This is a genomic window from Vibrio sp. SCSIO 43009 (assembly GCF_023716525.1).
GTDB lineage: Bacteria > Pseudomonadota > Gammaproteobacteria > Enterobacterales > Vibrionaceae > Vibrio > Vibrio alginolyticus.
In genome coordinates this window covers 1,235,034-1,260,770 of sequence record NZ_CP071843.1, presented here as the reverse complement: position 1 = coordinate 1,260,770, position 25,737 = coordinate 1,235,034, and the positions used below count along the sequence as shown (strand labels likewise).

At 42.0% G+C, this 25,737-nt stretch carries 24 protein-coding genes and 1 pseudogene; 22 read left to right on the top strand and 3 right to left on the bottom strand.

Going from position 1 to position 25,737, the window contains the following annotated elements; all coding sequences use genetic code 11:
- Positions 1–7: 7 nt before the first annotated feature.
- From J4N43_RS21195 to tnpA, 10 genes and pseudogenes are all read left to right on the top strand, one after another.
- Complete coding sequence (locus J4N43_RS21195) at positions 8–1,501, top strand: type VI secretion system-associated FHA domain protein (RefSeq protein WP_047101282.1); 1,494 nt, start codon at positions 8–10, stop codon at positions 1,499–1,501.
- Positions 1,494–1,994 carry a type VI secretion system lipoprotein TssJ gene (gene tssJ, locus J4N43_RS21190; protein WP_005386118.1) on the top strand — a complete coding sequence of 167 codons (501 nt, stop codon included), beginning with the start codon at positions 1,494–1,496 and terminating at the stop codon, positions 1,992–1,994. The genes J4N43_RS21195 and tssJ overlap by 8 nt, the downstream gene beginning before the upstream one ends.
- Before the next feature lie 11 nt (positions 1,995–2,005).
- Positions 2,006–3,331, top strand: a complete 1,326-nt coding sequence (tssK, locus tag J4N43_RS21185; RefSeq protein WP_005373357.1) for a type VI secretion system baseplate subunit TssK — start codon at positions 2,006–2,008, stop codon at positions 3,329–3,331.
- A complete protein-coding gene (icmH, locus tag J4N43_RS21180; protein ID WP_005373354.1) occupies positions 3,328–4,119 on the top strand; it encodes a type IVB secretion system protein IcmH/DotU in 792 nt (263 codons plus the stop codon). Before tssK ends, icmH begins: the two co-directional genes overlap by 4 nt.
- A 147-nt stretch (positions 4,120–4,266) precedes the next feature.
- Positions 4,267–4,834, top strand: a pseudogene (locus J4N43_RS24685) (DUF4150 domain-containing protein); the annotation flags it as partial.
- Between the two features lie 902 nt (positions 4,835–5,736).
- On the top strand, positions 5,737–7,893 hold the full coding sequence (locus J4N43_RS21170) for a hypothetical protein (RefSeq protein ID WP_005386124.1): 2,157 nt from the start codon (positions 5,737–5,739) through the stop codon (positions 7,891–7,893).
- Complete coding sequence (locus tag J4N43_RS21165; RefSeq protein ID WP_005373345.1) at positions 7,886–8,644, top strand: hypothetical protein; 759 nt, start codon at positions 7,886–7,888, stop codon at positions 8,642–8,644. Before J4N43_RS21170 ends, J4N43_RS21165 begins: the two co-directional genes overlap by 8 nt.
- A 31-nt stretch (positions 8,645–8,675) precedes the next feature.
- A complete protein-coding gene (locus tag J4N43_RS21160) occupies positions 8,676–9,179 on the top strand; it encodes a hypothetical protein (RefSeq protein ID WP_005373343.1) in 504 nt (167 codons plus the stop codon).
- 203 nt (positions 9,180–9,382) lie between these two features.
- Entirely contained in the window at positions 9,383–9,793 is a 411-nt protein-coding gene (locus tag J4N43_RS21155; RefSeq protein ID WP_033906420.1) for a hypothetical protein, read from the top strand.
- A gap of 157 nt (positions 9,794–9,950) precedes the next feature.
- On the top strand, positions 9,951–10,385 hold the full coding sequence (gene tnpA / locus J4N43_RS21150; protein WP_017633711.1) for an IS200/IS605 family transposase: 435 nt from the start codon (positions 9,951–9,953) through the stop codon (positions 10,383–10,385).
- Between the two features lie 136 nt (positions 10,386–10,521).
- On the opposite strand, the gene J4N43_RS21145 is transcribed toward tnpA, so the two are convergent.
- Positions 10,522–11,658 carry a multidrug effflux MFS transporter gene (locus J4N43_RS21145; RefSeq protein WP_053349223.1) on the bottom strand — a complete coding sequence of 379 codons (1,137 nt, stop codon included), beginning with the start codon at positions 11,656–11,658 and terminating at the stop codon, positions 10,522–10,524.
- Positions 11,659–11,757: 99 nt separating this feature from the next.
- On the opposite strand from J4N43_RS21145, the gene J4N43_RS21140 reads away from it, so the two are divergent.
- Positions 11,758–12,531: an AraC family transcriptional regulator gene (locus J4N43_RS21140; protein ID WP_053349222.1), complete on the top strand. Its 774-nt coding sequence runs from the start codon at positions 11,758–11,760 to the stop codon at positions 12,529–12,531.
- Between the two features lie 90 nt (positions 12,532–12,621).
- Here J4N43_RS21140 and J4N43_RS21135 read toward each other — a convergent pair whose 3' ends face one another.
- Positions 12,622–13,530: a LysR family transcriptional regulator gene (locus J4N43_RS21135; protein ID WP_005373334.1), complete on the bottom strand. Its 909-nt coding sequence runs from the start codon at positions 13,528–13,530 to the stop codon at positions 12,622–12,624.
- Positions 13,531–13,665: 135 nt separating this feature from the next.
- Between J4N43_RS21135 and J4N43_RS21130 the strand changes: the two genes are divergently transcribed.
- The 9 genes from J4N43_RS21130 to mnhG all read left to right on the top strand — a co-directional run bounded on the left by J4N43_RS21130 (position 13,666) and on the right by mnhG (position 21,732).
- The gene (locus J4N43_RS21130) at positions 13,666–14,385 is read left to right on the top strand and encodes an SDR family oxidoreductase (RefSeq protein ID WP_053307575.1); all 720 of its coding nucleotides are present in this window, start codon (positions 13,666–13,668) and stop codon (positions 14,383–14,385) included.
- A gap of 393 nt (positions 14,386–14,778) precedes the next feature.
- Positions 14,779–15,714 (top strand): universal stress protein, encoded by a 936-nt coding sequence (locus J4N43_RS21125; RefSeq protein ID WP_005373330.1) that lies wholly within the window; start codon positions 14,779–14,781, stop codon positions 15,712–15,714.
- A 109-nt stretch (positions 15,715–15,823) separates the two neighbouring features.
- The gene (locus J4N43_RS21120) at positions 15,824–16,015 is read left to right on the top strand and encodes a hypothetical protein (RefSeq protein ID WP_005373328.1); all 192 of its coding nucleotides are present in this window, start codon (positions 15,824–15,826) and stop codon (positions 16,013–16,015) included.
- A 164-nt stretch (positions 16,016–16,179) separates the two neighbouring features.
- On the top strand, positions 16,180–18,849 hold the full coding sequence (gene mbhE / locus J4N43_RS21115; RefSeq protein ID WP_141135669.1) for a hydrogen gas-evolving membrane-bound hydrogenase subunit E: 2,670 nt from the start codon (positions 16,180–16,182) through the stop codon (positions 18,847–18,849).
- Positions 18,849–19,202 (top strand): Na+/H+ antiporter subunit C, encoded by a 354-nt coding sequence (locus J4N43_RS21110; RefSeq protein WP_017633704.1) that lies wholly within the window; start codon positions 18,849–18,851, stop codon positions 19,200–19,202. The genes mbhE and J4N43_RS21110 overlap by 1 nt, the downstream gene beginning before the upstream one ends.
- Positions 19,199–20,695: a Na+/H+ antiporter subunit D gene (locus J4N43_RS21105; protein ID WP_053349220.1), complete on the top strand. Its 1,497-nt coding sequence runs from the start codon at positions 19,199–19,201 to the stop codon at positions 20,693–20,695. Before J4N43_RS21110 ends, J4N43_RS21105 begins: the two co-directional genes overlap by 4 nt.
- Complete coding sequence (locus J4N43_RS21100) at positions 20,692–21,168, top strand: Na+/H+ antiporter subunit E (RefSeq protein ID WP_005373320.1); 477 nt, start codon at positions 20,692–20,694, stop codon at positions 21,166–21,168. The genes J4N43_RS21105 and J4N43_RS21100 overlap by 4 nt, the downstream gene beginning before the upstream one ends.
- On the top strand, positions 21,161–21,439 hold the full coding sequence (locus J4N43_RS21095) for a cation:proton antiporter (protein WP_005373317.1): 279 nt from the start codon (positions 21,161–21,163) through the stop codon (positions 21,437–21,439). The genes J4N43_RS21100 and J4N43_RS21095 overlap by 8 nt, the downstream gene beginning before the upstream one ends.
- On the top strand, positions 21,439–21,732 hold the full coding sequence (gene mnhG, locus J4N43_RS21090; RefSeq protein WP_005373314.1) for a monovalent cation/H(+) antiporter subunit G: 294 nt from the start codon (positions 21,439–21,441) through the stop codon (positions 21,730–21,732). The genes J4N43_RS21095 and mnhG overlap by 1 nt, the downstream gene beginning before the upstream one ends.
- Positions 21,733–21,751: 19 nt before the next feature.
- On the opposite strand, the gene J4N43_RS21085 is transcribed toward mnhG, so the two are convergent.
- Positions 21,752–22,459, bottom strand: coding sequence for a GntR family transcriptional regulator (locus J4N43_RS21085; protein WP_053349219.1), 708 nt, complete (start codon positions 22,457–22,459; stop codon positions 21,752–21,754).
- A gap of 180 nt (positions 22,460–22,639) precedes the next feature.
- Here J4N43_RS21085 and J4N43_RS21080 point away from each other — a divergent pair, with 180 nt between their 5' ends.
- Positions 22,640–23,968, top strand: coding sequence for a 6-phospho-alpha-glucosidase (locus J4N43_RS21080; RefSeq protein ID WP_005373308.1), 1,329 nt, complete (start codon positions 22,640–22,642; stop codon positions 23,966–23,968).
- Between the two features lie 55 nt (positions 23,969–24,023).
- On the top strand, positions 24,024–25,574 hold the full coding sequence (locus tag J4N43_RS21075; protein WP_053349406.1) for an alpha-glucoside-specific PTS transporter subunit IIBC: 1,551 nt from the start codon (positions 24,024–24,026) through the stop codon (positions 25,572–25,574).
- The last annotated feature ends 163 nt before the right edge of the window (positions 25,575–25,737 follow it).

Below are 25,737 nucleotides of genomic sequence, written 5' to 3'. Positions count from 1 at the left end.
TTCGTAAATGTACTCAAATCAGCTAGTTTTATTTATCTCAAAGTGTCCAGAGGAATACACCGGTGCAAAGCATATTGAAATGCCTGAAAGTGGTGGTTCGATAGGTCGTTCCCCAAGCTGTAGCGTGTCTTTAGCCGATCACAACCGCTTTATATCGGGCACTCATTGTTTGCTCAGCGTGTATGGAGATACCTACTATATAAGTGACGTATCAACTAATGGCACAATGGTAAATGGGAATAAAATACTAAAAAATCAACCCGTTGCGATAGTTGATGGCGACATCATTTCTTTAGGGCAATATGAGATTGGTGTTTCTCTTGAGCACGTTACCTCAACACTAGACATCGCCGCTGATATTGCTCCTGAGCGAGTATCTAGCGATCCTCTGGTTAGTCTAGGAGATGCGGTTGTCGAAGAGGAAGAAAAAGTCGGTGCCTTAGAAGATTTGTTTATGGAGACTAAACAGGATGACATTGATTGTCATGATCCTGTTGCTCACCTTAACTTTTCGATGCAGCGAGATGACGATTACTTAATTCGTGATAATGAGCGTACAGAATCTGAACAACCTAGAACCGTGGAAAGCACGCGTCAGGTGGTCGATGACAGTTTCAGTATATATTCCGAATTCGATCAGCCAAGCCTAATCCCTGAAGACTGGATGGCTGCGGAAACCAAGAGTAACGCATCGGTCAATGATGCATTAGCGCCAGAAAGCGGTAAGGCACATAGAGCCGATATTGCCTCAGCTGAGGTGATGCAACCTGGCACGGTAGCCCCAGATAGCACGATTCAAAGACAACATCGTACGCCTAATGTTACTGAGATGGTCGTAGAGCAGGCTAACACAGGGTCAAAATGGGAAGAGATGACCCAATCTTTTACGCCTTCTCCTAACACTAATCAGCAACTTCAAATACCTACGGCAGAGCACGCGATAAACAGTACGACGAAAGCACAAGTCGATACTGATGCGGCCGTTTGCTCTCAAGATATAGCGCAAGCGTTTTTTGATGGTTTGGGTATTCGAAATCCAGAGTTGATGACAAACGAGGCGCAGTTATTCAAGCAAATGGGCACTTGCTTGCGTTTATGTATTGATAACCTACAGAAAGAGTTGCACGAAGTGGAATCGTTAAAAGATGAGCAGAGTGCGAGTGAGGCTAACTCGAACATTGCAGAGCTAATGCTCACTTTGAATAGTCAGCAATTACTGGCTCCAAATGAACTGGTTGAACAAATGCTCGATGAGCTGAACGATCACCAAGTTATGTTTAACAAAGCACTGAATGAGCTCGTTTTAGAACAGTCAGAAACGAACGATCCCGTAGCATTTGCTAACAGGGTCGCTAGCCAGTCTTTGTTCTCAACTAAGTCAAAGCTGTGGGCCGAATACCTAGATTTCTACACTAATAATCGTCGCCTGCTTAATGAAACATCCTTAAAAGGGCTGATTAAGAAAAACTATAACAAAGTGATTAAGGGAAACCATGCGTAGTATCGCCGTATTACTCGGATTTGCCATGTTGTCCGGTTGTTCCATGTGGGATCAATTTAAAGAGTCCACGGGTATCACACCAGAAACTTCGTCGATTGAATTGGTTATTGAGGCATCACCTGTACTCAATGTGAGAAATGGGGGCCAGTCATCTCCAGTTATTCTCCGTCTTCACGAATTAAGTTCGCCAGTATTGTTCCGAAGCTTAGATTTCTTTGCCTTGTTTGAGAGCGATAAAGCGTCGTTGGGTGATGAGTACATCAAACGTTACGAATATCAAATACAGCCAGGTGGAAAAGTTCATGAAATGCTAACGCTAGACCCTGACACTCGTGCCGTCGGTTTTTCAGTGGCTTTTCGTGATATTGATGGTTCGTCATGGCGAAAAGTGGAAGTTATTGAAGAGAAGAGCGAGTACTACATCAAGCTCAAGTTAGAGGGCAGTGAGTTAATTTCTGATAACACTCGCGGCATTGAACAGGTTTACTTTTAAGGGATAGAAACATGTCTTTATACAATCCAGTTGTTTGGCAAGATGGAATGTTCATGAAGCCGCAGCATTTTCAACAACTCGATCGTTCGCAAAGTAAACTATCGAGCCTACTGAGTGCCAATGCATCGCCTTTGCATTGGGGAATTAAACGTTTAGAAATCAACTCTCAGTTACTAGCACTGGGTAAAATCGGTATTACTCGTGCTGAAGGTATTTTACAAGACCGGACACCATTTGAGCTTCCGTTGCTTGCTGAGCTGCCTGAAGTGAAAGATGTAGATCCTTCGATTGCCGATAAAGTCGTTTATTTGTGCTGTCCGTTACCATCGGAACGTTCTGAGTTATTTGGTACCAAAAAAGACGGTGCGCGCTATACGATGGAATCTCAAGAAGCGGTTGACGCTTGTTATGATTCGGAAGACATGGCAAATATCGTCGTCGGTAAGCTTAACTTTTGCTTAATGTACGATCATGAAGATAAGAGTGCTTACACGTCTATTCCGATCTTAAAGATCTCAGAAGTGAAGCCTGATGGCAGCGTGATCTTAGATGATAGTTTCATTCCTACCTGTATCGATATTCATGCGTCGACAGTACTGAGTAAATTTGCGACCGAGTTTGCTTCTATGTTGAAGCATCGCGCGGAATCGATAGTCCAGCGATTAGGGGTGGTGGATCAACAAGGCGTATCATCGGTTTCTGACTTTATGCTATTGCAAGCGCTCAACCGATACGAACCCTTGTTTTGGCATTTCGCAAGCACAGAAGCTGTGCATCCTGAGTCTTTGTATCGAATTCTTCTTCAGGCAGAAGGTGAGCTTTCGACGCTGTGCTCAACGACACGCCGACCTATTGAGTTTACGAAGTACAATCATGGTGATCTTACTAGCTGTCTTTCTCGCGTCCTAGACAGTGCGAAAATGACATTGAGCGTGATGTCTGAGCAAAGAGCAATTCCACTGACCTTAAAAGATCAGAACTATGGCATCAGAACGGCAGCAATCCCTGACAATAAGATCATTGATACGACAACCTTTATCCTCGCAGTTAAAGCCGACGTGACCTTGGATGTTCTGCATACCCAGTTTGTCAGCCAAACGAAGATCGGTTCTATCGATAACATACGTGACTTGATTAACCTTCAACTGCCTGGGATTGAGATCAAACCAATGCCAGTTGTGCCACGCGCGCTGCCGTATCATGCTGGCTACACCTATTTCGAGCTCGATAAAACGGGCGAAGAGTGGATGGCGTTGAAGAACACTGCTGCGATTGCGATTCACGTTGCGGGCGATTTCGCTAACTTATCATTGCAACTTTGGGCCGTTCGTCTATGAGTTACGCAGAAACCGACGTCACCGTAGTCTTATTCCAACCAGAGCCTGGCAAACCAATGGAGGTAATGCCAGCGCCTGACTTGTCGAGAAACATCGCAGTACAAGATCTATCTATCGACAACATGGGTATTAACCCGCTAGTGGACCAGTTCTCATGGTTGATCGCCAGTCTGTCTTGTATGTCTTCGATCCCTTGGCTTGATGACCCGATGCCATTTCGTGAACAAGTGGCACGTGAGATTCGAAAAGGTGAACGAAAACTTAATGAAATGGAGCTCGATCGTGCTTCGGTTCTTGTTATTCGTTACTGCTTGTGTGCGGCGATTGATGAATCTGTTTGTCGACAAGAGTGGGGGGCAAATAGTCACTGGAGCCAGAACAGCTTACTGTCTGAATTCCACAACGAGACATCTGGTGGTGACAAGTTTTTCGTTATTCTCGACCGCTTAAAAGCCGACCCTCGCAAATACCGTCACGTTATAGAGTTTCTCTATTTATTGCTTCAACTTGGTTTCCAAGGCAAGTACGGCCGTGAAGAGCGTGGCAACGAAAAGCTAGCGGAAATTGGCAGCACCATTTATCGATTAGTGCGAGATGACCGCCTAGCAGAACAAGAAAAAGTTTCTTTAATCAACCTTAAAGCTAAATATCTAAAGAAGCCGTTAAAAAGGGTAATTTCACCCAAGCTGATCTTAAGTCTTAGTGCGATGACGTTTGCGCTTATGTATGCGGCAACCTACATCGTCATAGACTTAAAATTTCAGCAACTGCTTGAAATGTATAGATAACCAGAGATCTAAAATGAGATCTTCTGCCAGTTTTAGGGTTTATTGTGAATATCACTGGTCTTTTAGTGAAATTCACTAGTTATTTAGAGAGATTGCAGTTTGCGATCTCTTTTATCATTCAATCAATAAAATTCAAATGGATTGGTTATGGGCGTAACAGTTGGTGCGAATGGACTTTCGATAGTTCATAAAGGCTCAGGTGGTGAAGCGAATGCAACGCTCCCAGATGTTTGTTTAACTAAGGTCGGCAAGCCAGTCGTCCCTATCCCTTATGGCAACAATGCTAAATCAGCAGACCTTGCTGGTGGGACTACGACAGTCTCTATGGATGGCGGTAACAGTGTCGCTATCAAGGGCAGTACGTTCTCAAAAAGTACCGGCGATGCGGGCGGTGATAGAAAAGGCGTTTCCTCAGGCACGATAGAAGCCGAAGCAAAATTCATTTCAGCCTCACCAACGGTTAAATTTGAAGGTAAGGGCGTATGTCGTCTGTCCGATCAAATGACCATGAACAAAGCTAACACTATGTGTTTGGGTGGCGCACAAAACCCATCGGTTTCTGTGACTGAAGAGCAGGAAGGGACGTATACGCTGGATATAGAATGCAAATATCCAAATGGGCTCCCTTACTCTAATGCACAATTTTCTTTAGTCGAACCTTCAGGTGCTGTCATTGGGAGTGGAGTGCTGGATTCTAGCGGAAAAGCATCTGTTAATGGTCTCGCTCTAAAAGAATGCAAGTTAGTGCTCAGTGAAACTCAAGACTCTTACACCCCGAACCAATCTTTAGCTGAAAATATTGTGACGGAAACTTACCCTGATCCGAATGATTTTTGTACGTTTGTCGCAGGTCGCCGCTCACCATTTTGGGAAGATCGTGTTGGGGTTGCTAATGACTGGGGGATATTGATGTCCCCATCCTTCAGTGATGATGACTTTAAAGACATTGTGTTAGAGCAAAGCCGTATATCGTCTCCTTATGCGATTAGTCAAAATCACTCTAAAGACTTTTCTGATGCTTATGTTTCGGCACTTTATCACATCCAAACTGATACTACTGCGCTAGAGAAATATGAACCTTTAGTTGAACTGCTCTTGGAGCAAGTGCACGAAAATGGCGATATATTGAGAGTCTTATATCAAGCTGATGTGTTTGAGCCTCCCTATGAATTATTAGCGAAGCTTCGCTTTTTAGGGACTGGGAATACTGTGAAGTATTTGCAGTTTGTTTTATGGACGTTGATAAACAATCAAATCTGTTCATACATCGATGAGCTAAACAGTGAAATCATCGGTCGTTTAGATTTCATACAAAGCCAAGCTTCTGCAAGATCGTTGAGTTCTGTTGAAGAGGGTATAAACGGTTATAAAAAAGCACTTAACCACTTCAAACAAGCACTTCCTGACGTCATTAGCCAAATTTTCGAAACCAAAAATGACACCCTAATTTCTATATCGGCAATGGCCCTTGGGAGTACCGTTAACATAGCGAGCCAATCTAGCTTTGCTACTAATTTAGGTAGGGTTAATGCGGTGGTGTACACGAAGTCAAACAACTTGAACCGCCCATCATTTGTCACTTTTGACGATAACTTTTCTGACTAGGACATTTAAATCATGGATGCAGTTTTTCCGATAGCGCAACGAGAAGGTGACGCTTACTACACGCTCAGTGATTTTACGAAATTGTTTGATCAAGCTAAGAGCGGTCGTTATTTAATAGGACAAGGGTACGGTTGGCATAGTGGCATTCACTTAACATCAAAAATGTTACCGTGGGGGAAAGGGCTCAGACCTATTCAAGCGATGCTTGATGGAAAAATAGTGGCATTTCGCATAAATCCTGATTACCTAACATCAACGTACCAAGAGCAAGAGTTTAAGTATAGTAATAACTTTGTGCTTATCGAGCATGAGGCTGTAAACCCCGAAGATAATGAAGATGTATTTAAGTTCTATACACTTTATATGCACCTTGCGCCACCTTCAGATATTGGCGCCAATTCATCTATAACCACGCGTTACCGTTTACAAGAAGCGAGAAATGTACGCACTTTCAAACATAGTGATGTGCCTACTAATTCTGGTGAAAAAAAACAGTCGATGTCTAAAGGAACATTACTTGAATACCTGTATGCAGAAGAGAAGGAGACCCATCCATACCAGATCGACAAAAATACCTACAAAATGATAAAGTGCCGTGTGGTAGAGAATGGTAAATCGGCAAGTGGTAGCGAAAAAGCACTGTTAAACAAGATTGTTTGGTTTGCTTCGGGTCTCAATAGTGACTTTGACATTTTAGAAGATTCCTCTGCTGTCCTATCAGAACCAGTTTCAGAACCTAAATGGATGTCGGACAAGGCGGCAATGATTAGGGACGGTAGTGTGGTTTCTTTACTCCCACTCCTATTTAGAGAGGGGATAAAGGTTTCAGCTGGGGAAGATATCGGTTACATGGGACTGCATGAGTACAGTAACGATGCAATTGGAACTAAGAAAGAAGATAATCGTGTGCATATCGAGATGTTCTCTTTTGAGGAGCCGCCCGAATTTTTCAAAAAACAGATTTCTCCCAAAAATGCGGAAGAAAATCCACTTGTTGTTCTCGATGGGGCCGATAGTAGCGGTGCCGTTGATATGAGTAATTCGTTTATTCAGCAATTACTTGAATCTGTGACAGAAGATCAAGTAACGGACTTCTCCTCGTTCACTGCTCGCGATGCCAAAGTATACTTAGACGGTAAGCGTAAACACTTTGAGCGATTTATTGTGAAACATCCTACAGATTGGCATACAGAGTCGTCACAAAGTCTTTATGAATCAATCCATCAGACCGCAAAGGAAGCTCTAGATATTAAGTGCTCCGCTGGTTTTGTGACTATAGAGGACTACCGTAACTCCCCATGGCGCGATCAAGTGATGGATAGCTTTGATCTTTTCTCGCAATTCGAACTGGAAAGAGCAGATAAGTTCTCATGGATGCAAGATTTACAAGGTGATTTGCAACTAAGCGATGATAAGAGCCTTTGGCATTATTGGCCTTTTGTAGGAAATCACACCCAAAGTAAATGTTTCTGTAATCGTGATATTTCCAAGAGTTTTTTACTTGAAGTCTTAGGTGGAAAAGAAACTATTTTTGAGAACTCTCATTATGACAGTATGAGAAATGTTTCTTTAGATGAGTTATTAAATAGCTTGAATGACATGTTTAGGACGTATGAAATCGATGATTGTTTGAATAAAATCCACTTTCTGTCTCAAGCATTTCAAGAAAGTGATTTTTTCAAAACGACGGAAGAGTACTATTATAACGGGAAATATCCAGAGAAATGGAATAAGTACAGAGGTGGTGCATTCTATCATGGACGTGGTTTATTACAGATAACACATATAGAAAACTATGCTAAATACTTTGGTGTGAATACTAAAGATCTTACAAAAGAAATGATAGAAAGCGTTGCTAAAGATTTACACACGGCAGTAGATTCTTCAGGGTGGTTTTGGGTAAAAGGTAGTGCTTGGGGAGATATTCGTCCATTCGCTACCAAGAATGATCTATTTCGTGTAACGATCTCAGTAAATGGTGGTTACAATCATTTGTTAGAGAGAAAAAATAACTTATTAAAACTTTCAAAGTTGATTAATTGTAATTCAATATCCGATAACTATGACTTTAGTAAGTTTTATCTTAAGGATAGTTCAATGATCAATAAAAATTACTATAAAAGAAGTAAGAGTGTACATCACAAGCTGGAGTTAATGATAAATGAATAAAATGATTACATTTAGTTTAATCTTTTTATCAACATATTCTTTTGCGGAAAGCAGTATTACGCAAGAGCAAAAATTCACAGAGGCTGAGGGGCCTTTTTGTCAATATTCTCTAAAAGCAAATGGAACTTCATATGATTTTAGCTTTTTTGACTCATGTGGCACAAGCGATTTAATTAAATTGAATGAAGAGCTTTATTTGGTTGACTTGACTAATGGTAATATAAATAGCGAAGCATACTTTATTTTTGACACAGAAAAAAAAGAAGTTCCAAAAGAGATTGGTAGTTTGAACCTTAGTTATGACATTTACGATTATGGTTTTGATATTATCGATCATACATTATTGGACAGAGATAATGGTAAAATAATAAAAAACGCTAATAATAATTATACTGGCGTGTTGTCTTACATTTTCCAGAGAGATAATTTTAATATGAACATACCTAAAGATAGGATTTTGTATTGGAATAGAAATGGAGAAGAGAATTATTGTTCTTCTACAATAGTTTTTTCTGCTAATTATGACGAACATAGGCGAGATGTTTGCTGGAATAGTTTTTCATCAAGATATGAATATGTTGAGATTATTGAAGGTAGAGTAAGTTTAAGGATAAAGGGAGAGTTTGATGGAAGGCAGTTTAAGTTTGATAATAATGGTGAAGAACTGACGATTAATCCATATAATGGAAAGTATAGTACTAACAAAACCAACGAAAAATTCCCTGATGAAGACTATTTTAATATAAAGTGAATATATTGTTTTTATTTTTAATGTAGTTGAAATGCTTAAATTCAATGAAATTTATAAATCAATTGTGATGGTCGGGTTTTCATTTATTGTGTCGTTTTCAAATTTTGTAAGTGCAAGCTGCAACCAAAATTCTGTCATATTTACGTGTGATTTAGAAAATAAAGGTGGCAGTTTGAAAGCTTGCTTTAATCAAGCTGAGAATTCGATGTACTTCGTTGTTGACGAAAATGGGTTGAAAACAGTTTATGCCCCACGAAAGGGGAAGAGTTTAGATAACTATAAATGGATAGATATTTCTCTTGAAGAACCTGAATTCATTCCTTTGAAATTTGAAGTAAATGAAAACAAGAATGCGTACTTTTCATTGACTAGAGGTGGTGGACGGTTGAGTGTCGTTGCTAGCTTCGTTGACATGATTGAAGATGAAAATGCTGTTGAGTACTACTGTGAATTGGGAACTGAAACAGCTCTGGATCCCAACGTTAGATTAAAAATAAAACACGTAAAGCCTAATGAGTTTGAAGCTTGGGGTTAAATAGCAATAGATTCCGGTGAGAGCCTAAATAAAATTCATTGTAATAAAAAGTTAGCTTTTCTAGAAAATCTACTCGAGACGTTTGGATAAGAAATGTTCAGATAAAAAGCGCCGAAAGGCGCTTTTTATTTTCTTTAAAATAAAGTATGGTCTCCCTCCTTTTAAAATGGTAAGTGTTGAATAATTCAACAGTGGTTAGGTAAATGAATAAAATAACTAAACTCGCTTTGGCTTTGTCCGTATTGACATCTATTGTTGGGTGTCAACTGGTGTCAAATACGCCGATGCAATCGACAGCAACGAAGGAAATAATTGAAAAAGCAAAGGCAGAGTTTGATGGACAACGTTTTTATAAGTTGAATGAATATGATGAAGAAATCAACGTTTCAGATGACGGGGTCATTACCTTCAAGTCTTACTTACCACGCAGCGGCGGCTATGAATGGGTACCAATTGTGATACGCGATACTAGTTTTCGTGTTTCTTGCGATTATTTCAGTGAATATGTTGAAGCTGGAATGGTTGTTCAGGTTCAGTTTGTAGGTAAACGCGGGCGCATTGAAAATTACGACAAGCAACGTTGTGAAGAGTTTGGCGAGCCAACATGGCAATAAGATCTATGGATAATTAAAGCGCCGACAGGCGCTTTTTATTTTCAGCCCTAAACCACCTACTTCAGTAGGTGGTTATCATCCGTTTCGGCTTTGCCTGTAAAACTACTCATGCTAAATGCGTCTTTGATTTTTCCAGAAGTCAAAGAGGACAAATAACATGAGTAGATACAATCAAGCTTCCCACGTATTTTGGCGTTGTCAATACCATATAGTGTGGACGCCAAAGTATCGATTTAGGATCTTGAAGAACAATATAGGTAAAGAAGTTTATCGATGTATTTATGTTTACTGTAATCAACTTGGATGTGAAGTCGTAGAGCTAAACGTACAAGTTGACCACGTACATTTAGTTGTAAAGGTCCCACCAAAGCTTTCGATATCCAAGTTGATGGGGGTATTGAAAGGCAAAATAGCCTTAAAGCTATTTAGCAAGTTTCCTCACCTTAGGAAGAACAGGCTTTGGGGTAATCACTTTTGGCAAAGAGGCTATTTTGTCGATAGTGTTGGAATCAATGAAGAAATAATACGCCGATATGTAAGACATCAAGAGAAGCAAGAGCGAGTAGAGCAGCAGCAATTGGCGCTGGACTAAACAAAGGCCCCCTTTTAGGGGGCTCACACAAAGCCACCTTCTTTAGAAGGTGGTAATTTACTTACGTTTTAGTTAACCGTTAGAAAAGATGTAGACCAATCTTCGGAAGATTAGGCAAGCAATGCGTAGTATCTGGTCACAAGTTGGTATGAACTTGCCTTTTAGAAAACGCTAATAAAATCGCTAAACAGCTACATGATAATAGAACGACACCTAAGTTTTGTACTGTTCCAGCCATCGCTAATCCCGTCCCGATCATGATGTAGTACATGAGCCCAAATAAAGCGCCTGCGCTGCCAACCTGTTGTTTATAATTAACGAGTGCATCACTGAGTATGTTGGGTATCGCAATCCCATAAGACATGACGACTAACACCATTGGAGCAACAAACCAGATTGATTGGTTCAGAATCAACACACCGACTGATCCAACGCTAATCAATATTGCTGAGAACCAAAGTAGCTGGCTTTTTCGAACATTTTTGGACACTAGGGATTTGTTTAAATAACTTCCAAGCAGAGTGCCTAACCCCAGTACCATGCCACTGTATCCAAATTGTTCGGAGTTATACCCAAGTGCTGAGAAAGTAAATGCGCCAAGCTGGTAATAAGAAAATAGAGCAATGTTATACAAAGCAACCAGTAATCCTGAGCGCCAAATTCGCGCGTCTCTTACCATTTTCCAGCTAAGTTGATGCAACCGTACTGGTGTCTGTTCCTTCTGTGTTTCAGGAAGCTTAATAACGTTAAAAGAGAGCAATACTAACGCGATTAAAAACAAGGCAAAAAACACATAACGGTATCCACCAAGCGCTGTAAGCTGCCCGCCTAATAGCATGCCAACTACCGGGCTGATTGATATACCCATCCCCATTAAGCTAAAGACTTTACTCAGTTCTTGACCGTCAAACGCGTCACGAAGCATGGTCTGTGTGACAACGGATCCTACCGCGATACCAAATGCGCTTAGGGCTCGCGCGGTCATGACAACAGCAAAGCTTTCGGTTTGAGTTGCGAGTAAAGATGCGCAACCATAGATAAAGAGCCCAATAAGCATGGTGGGCCTTCTTCCCAGTTTATCTGCGAGAACTCCCCAAACTACAACGCCAATGGCAAAAGCTAGGAAGTAAATCGACAATGTTTGGGCTGCTTGTGCGTGGTTTACATCAAATGAAAGAGCGATTGAGCTCAGCGCTGGGCTATAAATAGTTTCTACAATTTGCGGAAACATCAACATAACCAGCATGAGCCATAAGGAGGGCTTAGTATTCATATTGTTACCCATCGTTAATGAAGTTGGCGGGCAGTATAAATGAGGCTATGATTGATCTAATAACAACATAAAAACCAAATACATCAACATTCGGACAAAATGGCGCTTATTAACGAAAAAACACAATTTGATGCAGACAAAATTTCTAATTGTGTAGTGGGAATTGCTGCGGATATTGGCAAGCACGACTCAGGTATACATATGCACAAGAAAGGGCAGTTATTGTACGCACCTCAAGGTTGTATGAGTTTTGCTCTGGAAGACTCGATTTGTATTTTGCCACCGACAAAGGCGGTTTGGATCCCACCTAATACGCCGCATCGCGCACTACTGACGAATGTGGTGGCGTATCGATCTTTGTATTTTGATTGTGAGGAGTTTGCCTGTCCGAGTAAGATCACGATGATAGAAGTGAATAATTTACTCCAAGCTCTTATTGATAAAATGTCATTTTGGGAGTGGGATAAGCCTAGCAGCGAGATGGTAAATACGACGGCGCTTTTTTGGGAGGAGTTTTATGCTGCGAAACGTTATTCGTTTCAGTTGCCTTTGCCATCACATCGGCGCTTAACAACGTTTCGTCGAGAGTTGGTTGAACCTTCATTTCTAGCTCCTTCGCTTACTACTCTTGCAAGCAAAGTTGGGGCAAGCACCAAGACGGTAACACGATTATTTAAGTCGGAAACGGGAATGAACTATCAAGATTGGCGGCAACAGTGGAGGCTTTTAAAAGCAGTTGAATTGTTATCAACGGGCATGCCAGTCAGCGCAGTTGCCGATTGGCTGGAGTTTTCGTCAGACAGTGCTTTTATTGCATTTTTCAAAAAGCAAACTGGACAAACACCTCTGACGTTTATGAAAACCAAGCCTTAAGCGTCAAAATGCTCACACTCTTTCTAGAACAAACCCCAGGTTCACAGGCTCAGCCTATAAAGCATACATAGACAGGTACCAACGTGCAGGTTACTTGTCTTTACTCTGCAGTTTGCGAAAGTATTGCGTAGTAAAATCAACAAAGGCTCGGATGCGTTTTGGTTGATGTCGGTCGTGATGATAAAGGAGTGAAAATTCCACACTCGGAATGCTCCAATTGGTAAACACTTCTTTTAGCTTGCCTGTCTGGAGTTCTTGTTGACAATAAAGTGCTGGCACACGGATGATGCCATTTCCCGCCAAGGCTGCTTTTATCATTACTCTGCCACTCTTACATCGTAACTGTCCACGTATCTGGTGTTCCGTTGACTGCTTCGTATTCGTGTTCTCAAATGCCCACCGTGTCACACTACCTGTCAAACAAACGTGTTTTTCTAAGTCCTTTGGATGTGAAGGATAGCCATATGTTTCTAAATAGTTTGGGCTTGCGTATGTCCCCATTTCCACATCGATCAGTTTGCGAGCGATAAAGTTGGAGTCGTCTAACTTTCCCATTCGAAAAGCGATATCGAATTCATCCGCGATTAAATCGACACGATGGCTGCTAAAATCTAAGTTAATGCTCACTTGTGGGTGTTGGATTAGAAACTGAGCAACGATATCTGCGACAACGTCTTCTCCTAAATAGCCCCCCACACAGTTGATACGAATGTCACCTCTTAAGTCTTCTACATCATCAACCACTGCCATAACAGCTTGATCAATATTGTGAAGGGCAGTTTCACACTGTTTATACAGAACCTTGCCTGCTTCGGTGAGGTTCAGTGTTCGAGTGGTCCTTTGTAGCAAAGTGACACCAATCTGTTGTTCCAGATTTGTTATTTGACGTGAAACGTGTGAGCGAGAAACGCCAAGTTGCTCTGCTGCTTTCGTGAAGTTTCCTAGTTGAGCGATTAGGACGAAAGAGCGAATATCCGCAAGGTTGATGTGTGTTTGCATGATGACTTCTTCATAATTCAAAAAAGTATTGTTGCAGTATAACAACAGTGTTTCAACTAGGGCGGCATATATCAACAAACAAAGTTTTCTTAAACTTACCGCCACTGATGTAAACCGTTCGATTAAGGATTCAAAATGAAAAAGTTAATTGTTATTACAGGCGCTAGTTCAGGCATTGGTGAAGCGATTGCACGTCACTTCAGTGACCAGGGCCATGCTCTTCTTTTGTTAGCAAGACGTGTAGAACGTTTGGAAGCATTAAACTTACCAAATACGCTTTGTGAAAAGGTAGATGTGACCGACAAAGCTTCTTTCGAGGCTGCAATAGAGAAAGCTGAAGCGTTGTATGGTCCGGTAGATGCACTTGTAAATAACGCAGGCGTTATGCTTCTCGGTCAGATAGATACTCAGGAAGCATCGGAGTGGAAGCGCATGTTTGATGTGAACGTAATTGGCTTGCTCAATGGCATGCAGTCCGTCCTAGCACCGATGAAAGCACGTAACAGTGGTACGATCATTAACATCAGCTCTATTGCGGGCAAGAAAACATTCCCTGATCATGCTGCTTATTGCGGTACCAAATTTGCGGTTCATGCTATTTCTGAAAACGTACGTGAAGAAGTTGCGTCATCAAATGTTCGCGTTACCACGATTGCACCTGGTGCAGTGGAAACGGAATTACTTTCACATACAACGTCTCAAGATATTAAAGATGGTTATGACGCCTGGAAGGTGGATATGGGCGGTGTGTTGGCCGCAGATGACATCGCACGCGCAGTGCTGTTTGCTTATCAGCAACCGCAAGGTGTATGTGTTCGTGAAATTGCTTTGGCACCGACAAAACAACAACCTTAACATTGAGTTACGGCGATTTTAGGTCACTAAAGCCGTAAAACTTTGCATATCGATTCGTGATTGAGATGGCATCTTTAAACTAAGTTGCGTGAAAATTTAGGTCATCCATTTAAATCCGGACACTAAGTGTGTTATTGCTTATACCCAAGTTACTCAAGGTGAGAAAAAACTTTGAGTAATTTGGGTTTTTATTTGGTCTCAACTTTAGGTAGCGGAATTTATTTAGGTCGAAGGCGATAGTTGTGAAGAAAGGAGAGTGTGACGTAAAACAAAATGAAGCAATATCCGTCTCTTAATGAGAATTGATTTCATCAACGTCACAAGCCGTTACAATTATCCGTTAGGTATTATACTTTGTGGGTGGTTAATATTTAACCAAACAAGGAGGTGTGTATGAAACGATTCGCAAACATACTTTTTGCAACACAAGGATTGCCAGGCCATAGTGACGCCCTCGAACAAGCGATGAGGATTGCATCTAGCAACAAAGTGCCTGTCTCAGGGCTAATAGCGTGTCCTGATTTCCCAACAGACATGATCCAGTATCAGCAAAGTTATGAGCAATCGCTGCAAGACTCCCTCAAACAAAGTATTCACGAATATAGACAGAAGCTGGGACTCTCTGAAGAGGATCTCGCATTTCCTCTTACTGTGAAAAGCAGTGAAAAGCCCGCTGTCTGTATTATTCAAGAAGCATTAGCTGATAACAAAGATCTCATCATCAAAGAAGCTGAACCGCTCGGTGAAGGTGCTGAGGGTTTCAAAGCTATTGATATGACTCTGTTACGAAAATGCCCTTGTCCGCTTTGGTTGCACCGACCAATTGATAAGCCAAGAGATAAACGCCGTGTTGCTGTGGCTATCGACCCATTAACGGCAAGCGATGAACAGCACTCATTAGCCGTGCGCTTACTCGAATTATCGCGTTCGATAGCCGACACCTGCGATAGTCGTTTACACGTGATTTCTTGCTGGGAGTATTACTTAGAAAACTACCTTAATGGTAACGCTTGGATTCAAGTCGATGATGCTGAGTTGAAACATGAACTCGATAAGGCAAAAGCCGATCATAAACAAGCTCTGCAACAGCTGTTGGAGGAGTCTGGGATTACAGGTGAAATTGTGATTCACCACCTTCATGGAAAACCCGACGAAAAGATTCCAGATTACGTAGAAAGTATTGAGGTAGACGTGTTGGTCATGGGTACCTTAGCGAGGACTGGTATATCTGGTTATGTCATTGGTAATACGGCTGAAAATATTTTGCAATCGATTAACTGTAGTTTGGTCGCTCTTAAGCCCGATGGTTTTGTCTCACCGATTCAGTAATTGGGGTGTAACAAAGTTGGGTTTAAGTGATGTTTTAGGTAAAGGAGGGAGATGGATCTCTAGAACATGGAATTATCAATGTATCAATAAGTTATCAGAGGAGAGTGACATGAAAAACCTATGCCCGAAATGCCACACAGAAATGATAGAACGTTCGAATGTTTATGTTTGTCCGAGAAATGATATCGGTGACTGCACCTACGATGCATTCGAGTTAGCTGATGACGATAATCCATATACATTCAGCCAAGAACACGTAAGTAGTGACCTACGTTCTTATGCCGTAGCAGACAGCAAATAGCGGTTTGTATCGGCGTTCCTCTAAGTAGCACTCAGTGATTACTGTTTGCTACTTTTCCCTTGGTTTCATGATCGTTTTTGAAGCGCTTGGGCTAAAACAATACAGTGGAGTTTGTCATTTGCGCCGAATAGCGCGTACCTTCTTATAATAACGAATGGGCTGCGATGTTGAATAACATAACGGGTAAAGAAAACCTGCCGAAAAACCTAGATAATCAGTTGGTCTTACTGATTTTCCCTGCGCTGCCAGTTTTAATCTTCTCTTTTCTCTTCTATATCTATACTCCTGCAGGCGTGAGCTGGAATGCGGAATGGATACCAAGCCTCGATATCAACCTTAGCTTTAGATTAGATGGTCTTTCATTTCTTTTTGCGGGACTGATCAGTGGGATTGGCGCACTGATTCAAATCTACGCTTTGGCTTATTTACGAGAAAGTGATAGCCGGTTTTCCTTTCATTTGTATCTAACCCTATTCATGCTTGCCATGCTAGGGATTGTGATGAGCGATAACATTCTGTTGTTATTTGTTTTCTGGGAACTCACCACCATCACTTCTTATTTACTGATCGGGTTTAATCACGAAAATAAAACGTCTCGGAAAAACGCCTTGCAGTCGCTGATTGTTACTGGTGCTGGTGGACTAGCGTTGCTAGCTGGTCTTATCTTGCTGGGAGCAATGGCAGGGAGTTATGAGCTAAATACCATTATCGAGCAGGCAGACACTATTGCGCAGCATGAATGGTTTATCCCATCTCTAGTGCTCATACTACTCGGTGCATTTACTAAATCTGCGCAATTCCCGTTTCATTTTTGGCTACCTAACGCGATGGCAGCTCCCACTCCGGTCAGTGCGTATTTACACTCGGCAACAATGGTAAAGGCAGGCATTTACCTATTAGCACGTTTATCGCCAGTTTATGCCCACAGCGAGATCTGGTTTTATGCTTTAGTCATCACTGGGAGTATCACGGCCATTTGGTGCACATTTGTCGCATTAAAACAAACTGACTTGAAGCTGATGCTAGCCTACAGCACGAATGTTGCTTTGGGTAAATTAACATTATTACTAGGTATGGGCACAGATTTGGCCGTTAGTGCAGTATTGATGTTTATTCTCGCTCACTCTTTCTATAAAGCTGCGCTGTTTATGGTGGTGGGTAATATCGACAAAGCGACAGGAACACGAGATATTGATCAATTGTACGGCCTGAAGTCAGTTCTCGTCATCAGCATGGTTGCGGGGAGTTTGGCTGCATTGTCTAAAGCGGGGTTCCCGCCGTTGTTAGGCTTTTTGAGCAAAGAATACATGTACAAGTCCGCAGTAGAGCTCAATAACTGGATCGCCTTTGTACTTTTAATCGTGAATATACTGATGGTCGCGCTAACCATTATGCTTATTGCGAGACCATTCTTTGCTCGCCGTGATCTCGCGCCGATTGAAACTAAGCCAGTTGAGACAAAAAAAGCCATGTGGATCTCGCCTTTGCTCTTGGCAGTTGGCAGCCTCCTAGTTCCGTTATTCGGTTTGAATTGGTTAGATCGCAATATTATTTTTCCGGGCTCTGCTGACATTCTGCCCACAGCAACTCTTAAAGAGACATCACTATGGCATGGCGTGAATGTACCGTTAGTGTTAAGCGTTATTACGCTAGCGTTGGGGTATGTGGTGTACCGTGTTTATCCTACTGTGTCTGCATTTTTTCAGCGGCTACATCTATTCGTCCCCAAAGCGGAGAATATTTTTGAACGACTATTAGATGGCATGATGACAGTGGCGAAGTGGCAAACGGCGCGGTTACAGCAAAAGAAATTGAGTCGCTATGTCCTATTATTTTTCACGGTACTTGCCGTTGCGTTACTGAGTCAGGTAGCGCTTATTCCTCTGCCTTTGGTTGGCGAACTTTCAAGTGTCACTTTCTATGAGATTGGTATTGCCTTATTGTTGATTGGTGCTGCGCTCGTATGTACGTTGTCCCACGCAAGACTTCTTGCGATTTCTGCGCTTGGTATGATTGGCTTCATGACCACGCTTGTTTTTATGATTTATAGCGCCCCGGACGTTGCGAAGACTTTACTGTTAGTGGAAACATTAATGGTGGTCTTTCTTGCATTGTTAATGCGTCATATGCCACGTCTAACCACCGTGCCTAAGCATTCAATAAAACGTAAAGTAGCGAATATTTGCATAGCAGGTGTGATAGGTGTTTCGGTTACTTTACTTTTGTTAGGAATCACGTCTCAGCCGATGGACTCTTCGGTGTCAGATTTCTTTGCAGAAAACAGTGTCCCGGGTGGACATGGGCGAAACATTGTTAACGTTATTCTGGTCGACTTTCGCGCATTTGATACATTGGGAGAAGTTGTTGTCGTTGTTATTGCAGGGATTGCTGCAGTGAGTTTGCTTAAGACAAGAGCGAAAAAGCAAAATCGTATCCAATCATTAATTTTTGCAACCACGGCACACATTGTTTCGGCACTCATGCTCGTATTTTCAGTGTATCTGTTGTTACGTGGTCATAACGAACCGGGTGGTGGCTTTATTGGTGCGTTGATTGCCGTTATTGGTTTATCACTTCTCATGTTCGCGGAATCACCGAAATACGTTCGTTCTAGGTTGTATTTCAAACCGTTTCTCATTGCGTTATCTGGCATCGCATTGAGCTTAGTTTCTGGTGCTTTGAGCTTTGCGTTTGATAAACCGTTTTTGACCGGACTGTGGTGGAAAGACGTGATACCACTAGGGACGCCATTGGTTTTTGATGTTGGTGTTTACCTTGCCGTTATAGGTGGCGTGATGGGTATGCTGCTTCGTATTAATGAGGAGCTAGAGTGATGGAAATAGTCTGGAGTGTTGTCGTTGGAGTATTTGTCGCAGCAGGTGTTTATTTAATGCTTGAAAAGCATATCTTGCGCCTTTTGTTCGGCATCATGTTACTCAGTAGTGCGGTTAACCTTGCTATTTTTACCGCTGGAAGGCTGACGCCCGGAGAGCCGCCATTGATTGGCGATAATGCTCTTTTACCACCAGATAGCGCGGCAAATCCTTTACCTCAAGCGCTTATCTTAACTGCGATAGTCATCGGTTTTGGACTACTTATTTTTGCTTTAATGCTGTTCTATCGAGCTTATAAAGACACTGGAACTGCAAACGTCGATGAAATGCAACGTTCTGAGGAGGGTCAATGAGTTCGATTTTGCTTACGTTACCGGTTGTTCTCTCGCTGAGTACGGCGTTGACTATCTTCTTCGTCCGTCGCTCAACAAAAAGTGTTGAGTGGTTGAGCGGTGTAAGTGCGATTTCGAACCTTTTCGTTGCGGGCTTTCTCACAGAAAACATCATAAGTAATGGTATTCAAGCCGTTGCTTTTGGTCAGTGGAGTGCGCCATTTGGTATCGTGTTTGTCGCAGATTACCTCAGCGTTGCTATGGTGATGATAACGGCGGTGATTGGTGCGATATGTGTTTTCTACGCGATGGCGGACCTTCACCGAAAGCCCTCCTATAGCAATTACCATGCGTTAATGCACGTGTTGCTTGCTGGCGTTTATGGTGCTTTCCTGACTGGAGATATTTTTAATCTGTATGTTTGGTTTGAGGTCATGCTCATTTCATCATTTGGTTTAATGGTGTTAGATGCAACGAAAACTCAAGTTGATGGTGCAGTAAAGTACGTGATGTTGAACCTGATTTCGACGCTGGTATTTTTGCTTGCTATCGGTTTATTGTATGGCGCAACGGGCACCTTGAACTTGGCCGATCTCTACACCAAAGTAGGGGAAAATGAATTGAGCATCAACATGATGCTGTCCGCGCTATTTTTGTTTGCCTTTTCTATTAAAGCGGCACTCTTTCCTTTATTTGCTTGGTTGCCAGCTTCTTATCACACGTTACCAAGCGGTGTGGTGGCACTGTTTGCCGCGTTGCTTACTAAAGTCGGTGTATACGCGTTGATAAGAGTCTTTACCTTGGTATTTCCGCTCGCCGAGAGTGGTTGGCAACCGACGTTAATTTGGGTCGCAGGGCTAACCATGTTAACGGGCGTTTTAGGAGCGGCTAGCCAATTCGACATTAAGAAAATTCTTTCTTTTCATATTATTAGCCAAATAGGCTATATGATCATGGGGTTGGCTATTTACACTCCCTTAGCTTTAGCCGGTGCCATTTTCTACATTGTTCATCACATCATTGTAAAAGCGAATTTGTTCTTAATAGGTGGATTCATCGAGCGCAAATATGGCTCTAGTCAACTTGAACATTTGGGTGGGGTATACAAAGCTATGCCTTGGTTAGCGTTCTTGTTTCTTGTCCCTGCGTTTTCTCTGGCCGGTTTCCCACCGCTATCGGGTTTCTGGGGAAAGCTATTGGTCATCAAGTCGAGCATACAGGCTGAGTATTACTGGTTAGCAGGTACCGCGTTATTGGTGGGGTTGCTTACTGTCTACTCGATGACGAAAATTTGGAGTGAGGCATTTTGGAAAAAGCCATTTAGAGAGAAGCCAGAACAGACTCTGCAGGCCAAAGTACATTGGTTGTACTGCGTTCCAATTATTGTATTGACAACGTTGACGCTAATCATTGGCTTAGTGGCGGAGCCTTTTTATCAATTTTCCGTTCAAGCTGCAGAACAACTGTTAAATCCGACTGAATACATCAGAGTGGTGTTAGGAGGAAATGCATGATCTATCTATTCCTCAATTTTTTCTTAGCGTTAGCGTGGATGATGCTTAATGGCAGCTATTCGAGTCTGAATTTTGTTGTCGGATTTACGGTCGGCTTTTTTGCTTTAAGGTTGAGTCAACCATTTGGATTGAAAACGAGCTATTTTCAACGTTTTGCATCTGCATTGAAGTTATTGGTGTACTTCGCTTATGAAATGGTTATATCGGTTGCGAAAGTGGTGTGGGACGTCGTGACACCTACTCATTTGAGTCAGCCTGATATCGTTTATGTCCCTCTGGAGGTCGATTCTGATCTAGAAATCACATTACTGGCGAACATGGTTTCTTTAACACCGGGCACGCTTAGTTTGGATGTTACGGCTGATAAAAAGTATCTTATCGTTCATGCCATGTTTGCACCTGAACATGAAGAGGTTATTCGCGGAATTAAAGATGGGTTAGAGCATCGAATTTTGGAGGTGACGCGTGGATAGTTGGCTGCAAATAACGGTCACTTTTGCCTATTCTGGGCTACTACTCAGCTTTGTTATGGCTTTTGCTCGTTTAATTCTAGGACCAACGCTAGCTGATCGAGTGGTGGCGTTAGATCTGATTTCATTTATCACTATCGGATTTATTACGGTTTACACCTTAGACAGCGGTGAGGACGCTCTGTTAGATATCGCCATTACATTAGGTTTGGTTGCATTTCTCGGCACGATCGCATTTGCACGTTTGATCGTTAAAAGAAAGGAGAAAGAATAATGGACGTGTTGATTGGACTATTTTTATGCTTAGGAACATTGTTGACCTTGGTTGCAAGTCTAGGTGTCCTGAGGCTTCCTGATTTGTATACCCGAATGCATGCAGCTACCAAAGCTGGAACTGTCGGAGTGAGCTGCTTGTTATTAGCGGTCGCTTTCTCACTCCCTGAAGTTACCGTGATCTCTCGGGTTATCGGTACGATGTTGTTTATCGTTCTCACTGCGCCAGTCGCCTCCCACCTGCTCGGCAGAGCAATGCGAGAGGTCGGATATAAGATTTGGCGCAATGATTAACCATTAGCGTCGAATAGTACTACGCCCTAGTCGAAATAAACTCGAAGCTGTATTGATGAAGTCGGAAGTAATTGACGGTATATTCAAATGCACGACCATCTTCTAGGTAACCAGTGGACTCAACTTTTAGAATAGGGGAAGCTTCTGATTCATTCAGGTATGAGGCCGTCTCTGCATCTAACAAATACGGTTTGACAGACTGACAGCTTTTCGCAATTTTCAATCCTTTGCTATTTTCAATGTACTCATATTTAGAACCATTCATTATGGCTATGCTCAAGTCTGGAAATAACATTGCTGGCATATGAGTGACTTCGTAAATTTCAGGCTCATCATTAATACATCTGAGTCTATGTATTTCATATGTATCATCATTGGGCGAGAGATTTAACTGCTTAGCAACCTGCTCATTCGGCTTTTTAAGTTCGAACTTTATGACTTGAGAGCTAGGTGTTTTCCCTTGTTTACTGACTTCCTCGATAAAACCCAGCAAATGTAAGGCATCATGTTGGGCTTTTAGATCGTTTACATAAGTTCCACTACCTCTTGTCCGGCTAATTAAATTATTGTCGACCAGAATTTGTAAGCTTTTTCTGATGGTTACGCGGCTTACGGAAAACTCTTCTTGCAAATCACTCTCTTTTGGAAGCATCGATTTAGGTTGTAGTTCCCCATCTTTGATCTTTTTTTCTAATCGTTCCGCAATGTCTATGTATTTGGGTTTCATAATACCTCGCTAAGTCTTGGATCATGATAGCAAGAATGTGATCTGAGATGTAGTTAATACTTTTCCTTAGGATCTTTGTGTGATTTTTATCTCGTATCTATGTGCTTATACTTTAAATGTATCATAAAAGTATTAATACTTATTTTATACATTTTCAGGATAAACATTTGAGGTAGCGAAATGAAACGTCAAAAATTAACGATTGTTGGTGCTGGCAGTACATACACACTTGGTATGATGAACAGCCTTATTGCCGAAAAAGATAACTTTCCACTCGCAAAAGTCGTGTTTTACGACATAGATGAGAAACGCCAAGAATCGAATGCATTAGCTACTGAAATTCTATTGCGAGAACACTATCCAGAAGTTGAAGAGTTTGTTTATACAACGGATAAATCTGTCGCATTCGCAGATTCGGACTTTTTCTTTATCCAGATCCGCACTGGTGGGTTGGCCATGCGCGAGCGCGATGAACAAATCCCGCTATCCAACTCTTGTGTTGGGCAAGAGACATGTGGCGCGGGAGGAATGGCATATGGACTTCGCTCTATCGGCGATATGATCCAGCTAGTGAACGAGATCCGACAAACGTGTCCAGATGCGTGGATTCTTAATTACACCAACCCGGCGGCAATTGTCGCTGAAGCTTTAAATCGTGAATTTCCGCATGATAAGCGAATTCTAAATATTTGTGATATGCCAGCAGCGATTATGGTCAGCTATGCGCAATTGTTAGGGTGTGAAATTTGGGACTTTGTTCCTGAATATTTTGGGCTTAATCACTATGGCTGGTTTACCAAAATTCGTAATAAACAGGGTGAAGACTTAACGGATAAAATTAAAAATATCATCCTAAAAGAAGGGATCAGTGCGGTTGATGCGGAAATAGCGGATGACCCATCGTGGCAAGCCACATTCAAAAACATGAGAACAATGCTTGCTGATAATCCAGAGTTTTTGCCGAATACGTATCTTCAATACTATTTGTACCCTGAAAAAATGGTAGCGAAAGAGGATATCAATAATACTCGCGCAAGGCAGGTAATTAACGGCCGTGAGAAACGAGTGTTTGAATTGAACGCAAGAATAATTGAAGCGGGCACCACGAAGCACGAAACACTGCATGCCGATATCCATGGTCGATACATGGTGAGAGTCGCGGCTTCGCTAGCCTACAACTTGAGCGATGTGTATCTCGTCATCGTACCGAATAATGGTGCTATTACAAATTTACAAAATGACGCCATGGTAGAAGTTCCAGCTGCGCTAACTAGTGATGGACCGAAAGCTTTTACTGTAGGAAAAATCCCAACCTTCCAAAAAGCCATGATTGAGAGCCAACTTGGTTACGAGAAATTAGTCGTGGATGCTTGGTACGAAGGAAGTCAGCAAAAGCTGATTAATGCACTCACACTTAACCGTACCGTGGTTAATGTGCCAAAAGCTAAAGAAATAACAAAACAATTACTAGAAGAAAATAAAGCCTACCTTCCTCAATTTTTTCAATAACAACTGGACGTTCGGGGCCTACTTGTAGGCTCCGTGAATGAAACAAGAGGTTTATATGAAAGACATTATTCAAAGGTTCGGGGCCGCGATGTTTGTACCCGTTCTATTATTTCCAGCAGCGGGCATGTTATTGGGTTTCTCTGTTGTGCTGTTAAATCAAGAAGTGTTCCCTTGGGCACTAGAGGGGAGTGCTTGGGTTAAAGTCTCGACGATCATGTTACAGGCATCTCTCGCTGTATTTAAAAATATGGCACTTATTTTTGCCGTTGGGTTACCTATCGCTTTAGCTAAAAAAGCATCTGGTCGCGCTGTACTTGCAACACTTGTTTCCTACATTACGTATAACTACGTTATTGGTGGAATCCTTCAATTTTGGGGGCCAGAACTGGGCGTTAACTATACGGAAGGTGAGCGAGGTTTGACTGAAGTTGGTGGCATTCTAACGCTTGATACCAACTTGCTAGGTGCCATTTTAATTGCAAGTCTCTCTGTTTGGGTTCACAACCGATTCTTTGATAAAAAGCTACCGGATTGGGCGGCTGTATTTGGCGGAACGCCATTGGTTGTGCTCATTAGTTTCCCCATTATGGTCGTGATGGCAATTCTAACTTGTTTGACTTGGCCAAGTATTCAGCATGGTATTAACAATCTGCAATCATTTTTGGTTTCTGCTGGATCGTTAGGGGTATGGCTATTTACGTTTTTAGAGCGAATCATGATACCAACGGGATTGCATCATTTCGTATATGGTCCCGTTTTTTATGGGCCAGTTGCAGTCGATGGCGGGACGGTTGCCTATTGGATTCAAAATATACAGACATTCGCCCAGAGCTCGGAAAGTTTAACGACACAATTTCCTCAGGGTGGTTTGATGTTGACGGGAATGGGTAAAGTGTTTGGTTGTACGGGTATCGCACTAGCACTCTATTCAGTTGCGAAAAAAGAAAATAAAAAGATGGTGATGGGGTTAGTGCTCGGAGCCGCAATCACAGCAATTCTTACAGGGATCACCGAACCAATAGAGTTTACATTCTTATTTATCGCACCTGCGCTGTTTGCTTTGCATGCGTTGTTATCTGCGACAATGGCAACGATCGCCTTTATGTTTGGTGTTTCCGGTAACTTTCAGACTGGCTTGATAGACTTCATTTTCCAAAACTGGTTGCCTTTGGCTGGTAACCATGCAGGAACATACGTGATTCAGATTATTATTGGTCTCATGTTTACTGGTGTTTACTTTGTTACGTTTCGCGCGCTTATTTTAAAATACAACATACTTACTCCGGGACGTGAAGGTGCAGATAGTAAGTTGTATTCCAAAGCTGACTACAAAGAAGCGAAAGAGGTCCATAACAGTAGCGCAAGTCCGTCACAAGCTAGTGCCTTTATTGAAGGTTTGGGTGGAAAAGAAAACATTGACTTGTTAACTAATTGCGCGACGCGTCTGCGTGTTAAAGTTAAAGATGTCTCTCTAGTAAAGGAGAACGCATTTTTCACACAGCACGGAGCGGTGAATATTGTTAGAAATCAAGAGAGCCTTCAAATCATCGTTGGTTTAACGGTGCCACAAGTTCGCGAAGATATGAGCCAACTGATAAAAGCTTAACCCCCAAACTAATGCTCCAGCTCATATGGCTCAAAGGTGAGATAGAATTATCTCACCTTTTTTGTGTACATGAAGCATATTTCGCTCAGTTTCCACGAAAGTGGGGAGGAGTTATCGAGCGAGCTAAAATATAGTTAGGTTATACCCGTCTGTATTGTGGGAA

Bases quoted from the DNA above. Each gene is read 5' to 3' on its own strand.
- J4N43_RS21075 (WP_053349406.1), top strand. From the start codon at position 24,024: ATGAAAGACATTATTCAAAGGTTCGGGGCCGCGATGTTTGTACCCGTT.
- tssJ (WP_005386118.1), top strand. From the start codon at position 1,494: ATGCGTAGTATCGCCGTATTACTCGGATTTGCCATGTTGTCCGGTTGT.
- J4N43_RS21170 (WP_005386124.1), top strand. From the start codon at position 5,737: ATGGATGCAGTTTTTCCGATAGCGCAACGAGAAGGTGACGCTTACTAC.
- J4N43_RS21195 (WP_047101282.1), top strand. From the start codon at position 8: ATGTACTCAAATCAGCTAGTTTTATTTATCTCAAAGTGTCCAGAGGAA.
- J4N43_RS21125 (WP_005373330.1), top strand. From the start codon at position 14,779: ATGAAACGATTCGCAAACATACTTTTTGCAACACAAGGATTGCCAGGC.
- J4N43_RS21160 (WP_005373343.1), top strand. From the start codon at position 8,676: ATGCTTAAATTCAATGAAATTTATAAATCAATTGTGATGGTCGGGTTT.
- J4N43_RS21085 (WP_053349219.1), bottom strand. From the start codon at position 22,459: ATGAAACCCAAATACATAGACATTGCGGAACGATTAGAAAAAAAGATC.
- tnpA (WP_017633711.1), top strand. From the start codon at position 9,951: ATGAGTAGATACAATCAAGCTTCCCACGTATTTTGGCGTTGTCAATAC.
- J4N43_RS21165 (WP_005373345.1), top strand. From the start codon at position 7,886: ATGAATAAAATGATTACATTTAGTTTAATCTTTTTATCAACATATTCT.
- J4N43_RS21100 (WP_005373320.1), top strand. From the start codon at position 20,692: ATGATCTATCTATTCCTCAATTTTTTCTTAGCGTTAGCGTGGATGATG.
- J4N43_RS21130 (WP_053307575.1), top strand. From the start codon at position 13,666: ATGAAAAAGTTAATTGTTATTACAGGCGCTAGTTCAGGCATTGGTGAA.
- J4N43_RS21135 (WP_005373334.1), bottom strand. From the start codon at position 13,530: ATGCAAACACACATCAACCTTGCGGATATTCGCTCTTTCGTCCTAATC.
- J4N43_RS21080 (WP_005373308.1), top strand. From the start codon at position 22,640: ATGAAACGTCAAAAATTAACGATTGTTGGTGCTGGCAGTACATACACA.
- J4N43_RS21110 (WP_017633704.1), top strand. From the start codon at position 18,849: ATGGAAATAGTCTGGAGTGTTGTCGTTGGAGTATTTGTCGCAGCAGGT.
- J4N43_RS21155 (WP_033906420.1), top strand. From the start codon at position 9,383: ATGAATAAAATAACTAAACTCGCTTTGGCTTTGTCCGTATTGACATCT.
- J4N43_RS21105 (WP_053349220.1), top strand. From the start codon at position 19,199: ATGAGTTCGATTTTGCTTACGTTACCGGTTGTTCTCTCGCTGAGTACG.
- icmH (WP_005373354.1), top strand. From the start codon at position 3,328: ATGAGTTACGCAGAAACCGACGTCACCGTAGTCTTATTCCAACCAGAG.
- J4N43_RS21120 (WP_005373328.1), top strand. From the start codon at position 15,824: ATGAAAAACCTATGCCCGAAATGCCACACAGAAATGATAGAACGTTCG.
- J4N43_RS21145 (WP_053349223.1), bottom strand. From the start codon at position 11,658: ATGAATACTAAGCCCTCCTTATGGCTCATGCTGGTTATGTTGATGTTT.
- tssK (WP_005373357.1), top strand. From the start codon at position 2,006: ATGTCTTTATACAATCCAGTTGTTTGGCAAGATGGAATGTTCATGAAG.
- mbhE (WP_141135669.1), top strand. From the start codon at position 16,180: ATGTTGAATAACATAACGGGTAAAGAAAACCTGCCGAAAAACCTAGAT.
- J4N43_RS21140 (WP_053349222.1), top strand. From the start codon at position 11,758: ATGGCGCTTATTAACGAAAAAACACAATTTGATGCAGACAAAATTTCT.
- mnhG (WP_005373314.1), top strand. From the start codon at position 21,439: ATGGACGTGTTGATTGGACTATTTTTATGCTTAGGAACATTGTTGACC.